The sequence below is a fragment of the Oleiphilus sp. HI0080 genome (assembly GCF_001635135.1).
The window spans coordinates 1-7,163 of sequence record NZ_LWFU01000416.1; the positions used below are offsets into that span (position 1 = coordinate 1).

Genomic DNA, 7,163 nt, shown 5'->3' on the forward strand with positions numbered 1-7,163 from the left:
CTCGAAGCTGACTTCAGCTTTCCCTTGAATATCAGCTTGAATCACTTGGCTGTCGAGAATAATAGTTTTGCTCTCAACCAACTCATTAGCAGCATTGTTTTTAGCTCCTGGAGCATCGCCGCCAAATTTTGGTGTCGCGAAAGGGTCGGCAGCTTGGTCAAAGATACGGCCATATAAATCAATATGATCAAAGCCATAGCTTCGTTGCGCGTAGAAATGTTCAAAAGGATCCGTGCCGTGATAATCGGTGATGTTGGTAATACCTTTATCCACAATAGAGACGGTGAGTTTTGCTCCTTGATGTGCATAATTAAGTGAGCTGATCTCTACCGGGAAACTCACAACAGTATTCGGTACAATCTTGTCCGGAAGCTTCGAAGTGACAGTCAACTTACGGAAATCACGGTTCAGCTTGAGGTATTTAACACCAAGTTCTCGCTTTGAATTTTCTTGCGCATCACTACCAACATTAACTACCGAAACATACAAGTCATGACGCTTCCATTTATTTGGAATATCAAGGCTACTGAGCTCCCCAATTTTAGTTTCTATAGATTTGCTCCATAAAACCTTGTCGGCCACTAGGTTAACGATCGCATGACCGTCGACGTTTGGTGTAAAACTAACCGTTACGTTTTGATCATTCTCGTTAACCTGGTCTTTCGCATAACTCAGATTAAGCATCCCCGGCCGGACTCCAGCCAAGCTATCGGAAGAATTCCAACCAGCGCGAAACTCGTATTCAAGTGTTTGCGTATCTATAGATTTTCCAACCAGTTTGTACCTACCCCACTTTACTGGCATTGAGATCATCGTGTTTTTACTTGTATCCACAGAATATTCTTGCTCTAACCGCCATGGGTTGGCCTGGTCGTGCCTCTGCCAACCCGACTGTTCAGAGTATGTCCAAAAATAGCTTCCTATGTGGCGATAAAGAGCCGCTTTTAATTTTCCATCAATCTTTTTATCTTGCTCGATGTCAATGATCGCTAAATCAAAATCTACATTCGAATAATAACTAGGGGTTTCAGAAAGTTCTTTGACCGCAACATATTTGTTGGAAGGGTGTGTAATATAACGAACTTTTCTCTGTGCACCCGTTGCTCCTTTGTCTTTTAAGACAACCGAAATGGTACTTTCAACAGGGGACATAAGCTGTTCTTTCATTCGAGGTAAAGCAATGTTCCCCGTACCTTTTGAATCTAACGTCAACTCAGGTAATTGTTGGTAACGTTTTTCTAAATCAAATGGAGCCCCAACAATATAGTTTCTTAAACGCTTACTAGGAAAACGAACAGCTTTAGAAGTAATCGTCACGTCGGCTTTATTACCATTAGCAGGCGCACCAAAAAGATACCTTCCCTCTAACGATAGATGATTGCGTTGATGCACTTGAGAGTTAGAAAGCGCCAGTTCTATGTGCATATCCATTCTTTCTGGTGTGAATTCTTGGACTTGAAATAGAAACGTATTCATCGGGTTTTCCGCATAAGGGTTTACCCTAGCTTCTAGTTTATACAAACCCGTCGGAGCATCTTGGGGCACGTCAATAGCGTGGCGATAGTGCCCTTTATTTTCTCCTGGCTGCAACTTGATTTTTTCGGTTTGCCCATCAGGCTTTATTAGCCTTAGATACAGAGGTACCGACTCAATATTTTGTCCGTCATCGTCACGCACCAATACAGAAACCAGTAGACTTTCACTCGGTTTAAGCAAGTCTCTGTTTCCGTAAATAAACGCATCGACAGGGGTGTAAGGTTTTCCATCGATGTTAAATTCTGATAGATCTAAGGGAACTTCTTTCGGTGAAATGATGCTGACGTTTTGACCGTCACTACTTGAAGCAACAATAGTGTAACGGTCATCGTGATTTATTTTTACCTTAGCTTTACCGCCTTCTATTGGGTACTTAACACCTACTAGCCGTCCATTAAGGTAGGTTTGTACCGAGCCAGACTCTAACGGCTGACCACTCTGGATGTCATTTACAAATAGTTCTGCTGTAGTTTCTCCCGGCAGGTAGCTCAGGTGCGCGCCAAGGGAAGTTATGTGTAAAGGAAAGGTCATATAGTCGTCGACAACGCCCACTTGCCGCATCCTTGCAAAATACCACCCTTCCTTAAGGTTCCTGGGTAAAGCAATACGGCTACGTATATCTTCATTCGTACTAACGTTTTCTATTCGATAGCGTTCCAAATAAACACTACTTAAAGCCTCATTTTGTCTATTTAAGTCCCAAGACGATATGTTCTTATCAATATAATGTTTGTGCTTAGAAAGGTACGCGCCTGGCTTATGGACATAAAAAAGCTCTAACTCAACTTCGCTGATATTAATAGTCGATATTGGCAGAGATAAGTTGTGAGGAGGAACAACTGGGCCACGACTTGTTAGCTGTAGTTGAGGCTCAAGAAATACATCAACAGAAGCATCAAAGTAGCTACCACTATAATCTGCTTCTTGGTCATTACCAGCATACTCTGTATCACTGTACTCGCTGCTAGCTCTTTGCTCGGAACAAGCCGTGACCATAGCTAAGCAAAAGCTGATTACTAATAAACGAAACATAAGATTCATATTTTTCCTTAAGGGTGGCCAAGCACAGAAGTTAGTCGGTGAAAAAAAGCACTGCCAATTCGCAAATGGAACGAGAGTAACATAAGCTCATAAAGCTTGATAAGAGCCGAGCACCGCTGATAAAAATGTAAGTTAGTTACTTTGATGGTAGCTTCATTGCACGACTAGCTTCCTCTGCAACACGGTTATTTCCGTTTTCTCTGCGCTACCCGAACAGCCTTACCCGAAGCACTTGTTACCTGCCCCCATTGCCGAGCTTTCGCCAGGTATCGCTCACCATCAAATCGATCCTGTTTAGATAAGTTTGGGCTTGTTAATAGGTACTCTCCTAATAATTTAGTTGCCCAATACTCTTCATTTTTCACCCCAACTTTCAATTCCGTAACAGCCGCCACTCTCGTCTTATCTTCTTGAAGGAGCCGGTTTATACGAGGTTTTCTAATCTGGGTTTCGAGTACATCTAAAACTTGACTAGAGCTATATTTCCCCAAGCGCCTTTCGTTAGCAAAAAAAGCAGCCTCCCATTCCTTTAATTGTTCGTTTCGTGCTTCGATTTCAGCCAAACTTGGCGCCGGTAGTCCATATTTTGGGTCATACTCTATACTGCTCGGCAACCCCTTAAAACGAGTTGTATTTTTATCAGGTAATATTTCATACTGCTCTCTGAGCTTACTTTCTAAAGATCCTTGCCAAAATTGCATGTGGTCGTGGACATCCAGCTGAACCTCTAACAAGAGAGCTTTCAACGAAACGGAGCAAGGGGAGGTGCAAAGCGTACCGCCAAACAATTTATCTAGGAGAACTGCATTTTTCTTAAAGATTTTTACTACACCAAAGCTATGTAACAACTGATCGACAATCAAGTAATCCCTGAACTCAAGCACTAAAAAAGGTGAAGTAAAACCATCTACAACATCGCTACTGTTACAGTTCAATACACCTATATGCGGCCCTTCTAGGGCCTGACTCTGCATTAACCCTTCAAATTTAGGGTGATGGAGCCACTTTCCAGTGATAATAGAACTCGTATAGTTAGTCCAAAAGTTGTAACGAGATCTGAGTCTGCGAGCTTCCCGCCCCATCTCTTCTGTCTGCAATTTCTCAAGTGCATCTGCAAGACCTTTCATTATCGGGGTTGTTAAGTGAAAAGCGTTAAGATCTAATCTATTAATAATGGCAAGCTGAACAACGGCATCAAGTCGATCCCATATCTCCCTAGTTTTAGCCGCTGGTGAGGCATTAAAACGAATCCATCGATTCAGGCTGTCAGACAAGTTACTCGTTGAAGACAGAAGGCAATTCAACAAAGACCCACAACGATCAACTTCTAATGTTACAAAGTACTCTAGCAACAAATCGTCTGAGCACTTCGTTGCTTTAACCGCTTCAAGCACAGTTAAGAACAAGCGCTCATCTAGCTTACTTAAACCTGCCCAACCAAGCTCAATCATGATTCTGTGATGGCTGCGACCATGGCTAATACAGTAGTCGATAACTTGGGCGTAGTTTTTATCGTAAATAAGTTCAATCCAGCTAAACCTTAACTCATCAAGTCGGCTAAGGCGGTCTTTAACTAAATCAAGGTTTTCAAACAATGGGCGAACAACTGAAAGCTCTGAATCTTGCATACCTAATACAAGTTTGAAAGAAAACATCGTTCTTAATGCAGAGTTTTCGACAAACTGCTCATATACGAGCAATATCAGGTCATCTAATTCTTTTCTACTGCACTCTTCCCAGCAGGCTTGATCTTCAAGAAAAAAAGCCCATTCTGCGAGGGTAAGCTCATCGCCTCTACCTCCCAAAAGTAAGGCTTTTGCATCCTCTCCTTTTCTTAAAGGGAAGACTGCAACACCAAATTCATAGCCATGCCCCGCAAGACCACAAGCTACTTTCATTAGCTTCTTTGGCTTTATTGATACAGGAGCAGTAAAAGCCATTAGTCTTTATTCATGCTCAATATATCTTTGAGCTGTGCCCAGAACTTTTCATTCTTAAACTGGATTCTAAACACGACCTTCCGATCTTGTTTTCGTTGATAGGCCTGATATGAATCAGCTTCTCCGCGTCCTGCCACCAATAACCTAGCAATTAACTCTCCTCGCTCAGAAATATCAATTTCACTCACCTCATTGAACACAGACTTTGCCCTATCAATACTTAGGTTCATATTGTAGATAATGGGACCAAGTGAATCCGAGTGACCTTCGATAATGATATAACTGATTTGTTCCGCAACTATGGGGTCGGCCAACAAAGCCTTGCTGTATGTCGGAACAAAGCTCGCTAAAAACTCTTTGCCTGCTTGAGTAACCGCTGACTGATTAGGTTTAAAAAGAACCGAGTCTAATATGCTGATGTCGCCTGTTTTCGGATTTACTTCAACTTCGAAATCTGCATTTTCGAGTGTTTCCTTGAGGGTCTGAATAATGATAATCCGCTGATCTTGGTTTTCATTAATTAAGGTCAACGTCGCAATCAATAAAACAGCAAATAGCATCAGGAGGCCGCTCATTAAGTCTCCTATAGATAACCATGAACCTGTTTCATCGATATCACGATCTGCCGAAGCTTGTGCTGCGCGAGGATTCATCAGATATTACTCGTTACTTGATCAACTTGATTTTTATGACTTGCAGCCTCATACAGGACTTGTGCGATTTCTGCCAAATGCCCAAAGACTTTGGAGGAGCTATCATCAAAATTACTAAAGTACTCATTCTGAGTTTTAGCCGCTTGTTCAAACCAAGCCTCCATTGCTTTCGGCATGTCCTGAATAAGGTTCTTAAAGCTAGCATTCGCTTCTTTATATTCCTTAGTCATAATCGACACTTGGCTACCTAAGTTCTTGGATAGCTCCGCTACCTGAGTAACACTACTAGCCTCGGTTGCTTTAATTAACTCGAGTAATTCTTTAAGGCTCTGCTCTGCACTATGAATTTCAGCGTACTGAGCCAAACGTTTTTCATGCTCCTCGACAAATACAGACTTAAAGTCCTCAACGACCTTGGCAAGCCCATCACGCTGTTGCCCAAGTGACTCTTCAAGTAAGTTAGCCTGGCTAGCAAAAAACTGTTGGAGATTTTCTTGATAGTCCTGCCTGAAGCGCTCCAGCTCTACCTGAGTTGCTTGAGACATCGATTGAATCTTATCATCTAGGTCTGCCAAGCCTTCTGCTAAATTTTGACCCGCACTCTCCATCAGTTCTTTTGCTTTTTCTCCTAATAATTCAAGCTGACTGGCTTGCGATTCAAAAGCGGTAGCTACGCGACCTGCCGCCTCCTCAAACGCAACCCTTTGTTTCTCCATTCCTTTCTCAGCAATATCAAAAGAGCGATCCATTCTCTCCGTGATATCAGTCATTGTTGACTGAATGGAACCTTTAAAGTCATCAAAGATAACCTCTAGATTTTTAGCAAACCCCAAAAGCTCTCCCATCGTATCCTGCTGGAATCTTTTCAATACATCAGTGGTTTGATTCAAATTCTGAGCTAGGTCAACCAACTCTGATTTAAGCAAGTCTAATGATGAGACAATTCGATCGTTAAACGAATTCAATCGATTTAATTGTTCAGCCAAAGGAGAAAATAGTTCCCTCTTAAATTCTTCTCTTTGTTTATCAAAAGAATTATGTATCTCAAGAGTATGCTGTTTTAAAACTGGCACAACGGCTTCATTAAGTGCGCGTTTAACAACCTCTCCAATAAGTGCGGCAATTTTTTCAGGCGAGTTCTTGTCCGAATTCGCTGCGATGCGGGAGATCATAATCTGTGAATCACTACTAGAATGGCTTATCCGCTCTAACACATCTAATTGCTTTTCATAAAACCTGTTCTCAGAGGACTCTCCCAATGCTAGCTCCGCCTGGGAAGGTACCGCGGCAATCCGAATAAGTGTTTCTTCAAGCGCAAACCACGCTTGATCGGCCTTTTGGTTTGTTCGATTCAAGCCAAGCATAAACAGTAGTGAAGTCGCCATACCTACAACAGACGTCCAAAATGCTGTTTTCATGCCTGCCATTAGACCGACCGCAGCAGTCAATAGTTTATCCGTATCCGAAATATCACCCAACCCCATCAGTGCCACGGAAATACCAACGAATGTGCCGAGCACGCCAGCAGTTGTTAGCAGCGCAGGTAAAAACTTATAATTCGAGATGTATCTCTCTGGAATGAGATTATAAATTTCGTCTCGCAACACAAGCTTTTTCTGTGACACAGCAACGTTATCAATTGCCACCTCTGTCGAATTAAAAACGAAACACTTTAACGCCAAATCAGAATAAGCCTTTAAGCTTTCGTTATCGCCTTTTCCTAGGGCATCAGCTAATTCCTGATACGGCACAATTTTACCTCGGTATTTTAAAAGAAAATGAGCCTCCCTAAAGCTATAAAACACAAAACCCAGAGCAATAACGAGCATCCAAATCAACGTTAAAGCGAGTATCATATTTTGTTCAACGAACATCCAAATAGACGTTATTGTGGGTGTCATAGTTTTTTCACCATAGTTTTTAGCTCTTCTAGCGTTAATAGTTCTTCAGCGATACGAACGGGAATGTGCTCTGCATCTGATCGAAAGGGGTA

Annotated in this window: 4 protein-coding genes; all 4 read right to left on the minus strand. The window is 42.1% G+C overall.

Features of this window, described 5'->3' with window-relative positions; translation table 11 throughout:
- Positions 1 to 2,577 (minus strand): MG2 domain-containing protein (locus A3751_RS07765; protein ID WP_156492324.1); only part of this gene is annotated, 2,577 nt, incomplete at its 3' end.
- 185 nt (positions 2,578 to 2,762) lie between these two features.
- Positions 2,763 to 4,517, minus strand: coding sequence for a hypothetical protein (locus A3751_RS07770; RefSeq protein WP_068454019.1), 1,755 nt, complete (start codon positions 4,515 to 4,517; stop codon positions 2,763 to 2,765).
- Complete coding sequence (locus A3751_RS07775; RefSeq protein WP_068454021.1) at positions 4,517 to 5,170, minus strand: OmpA family protein; 654 nt, start codon at positions 5,168 to 5,170, stop codon at positions 4,517 to 4,519. Before A3751_RS07775 ends, A3751_RS07770 begins: the two co-directional genes overlap by 1 nt.
- Complete coding sequence (locus A3751_RS07780) at positions 5,170 to 7,071, minus strand: MotA/TolQ/ExbB proton channel family protein (RefSeq protein ID WP_082863117.1); 1,902 nt, start codon at positions 7,069 to 7,071, stop codon at positions 5,170 to 5,172. The genes A3751_RS07775 and A3751_RS07780 overlap by 1 nt, the downstream gene beginning before the upstream one ends.
- Positions 7,072 to 7,163: the final 92 nt, after the last annotated feature.

What these genes read in the sequence shown, in the direction of transcription:
- A3751_RS07780 (WP_082863117.1), bottom strand. Translation starts at nt 7,071, where the DNA reads ATGACACCCACAATAACGTCTATTTGGATGTTCGTTGAACAAAATATG.
- A3751_RS07775 (WP_068454021.1), bottom strand. Translation starts at nt 5,170, where the DNA reads ATGAATCCTCGCGCAGCACAAGCTTCGGCAGATCGTGATATCGATGAA.
- A3751_RS07770 (WP_068454019.1), bottom strand. Translation starts at nt 4,517, where the DNA reads ATGGCTTTTACTGCTCCTGTATCAATAAAGCCAAAGAAGCTAATGAAA.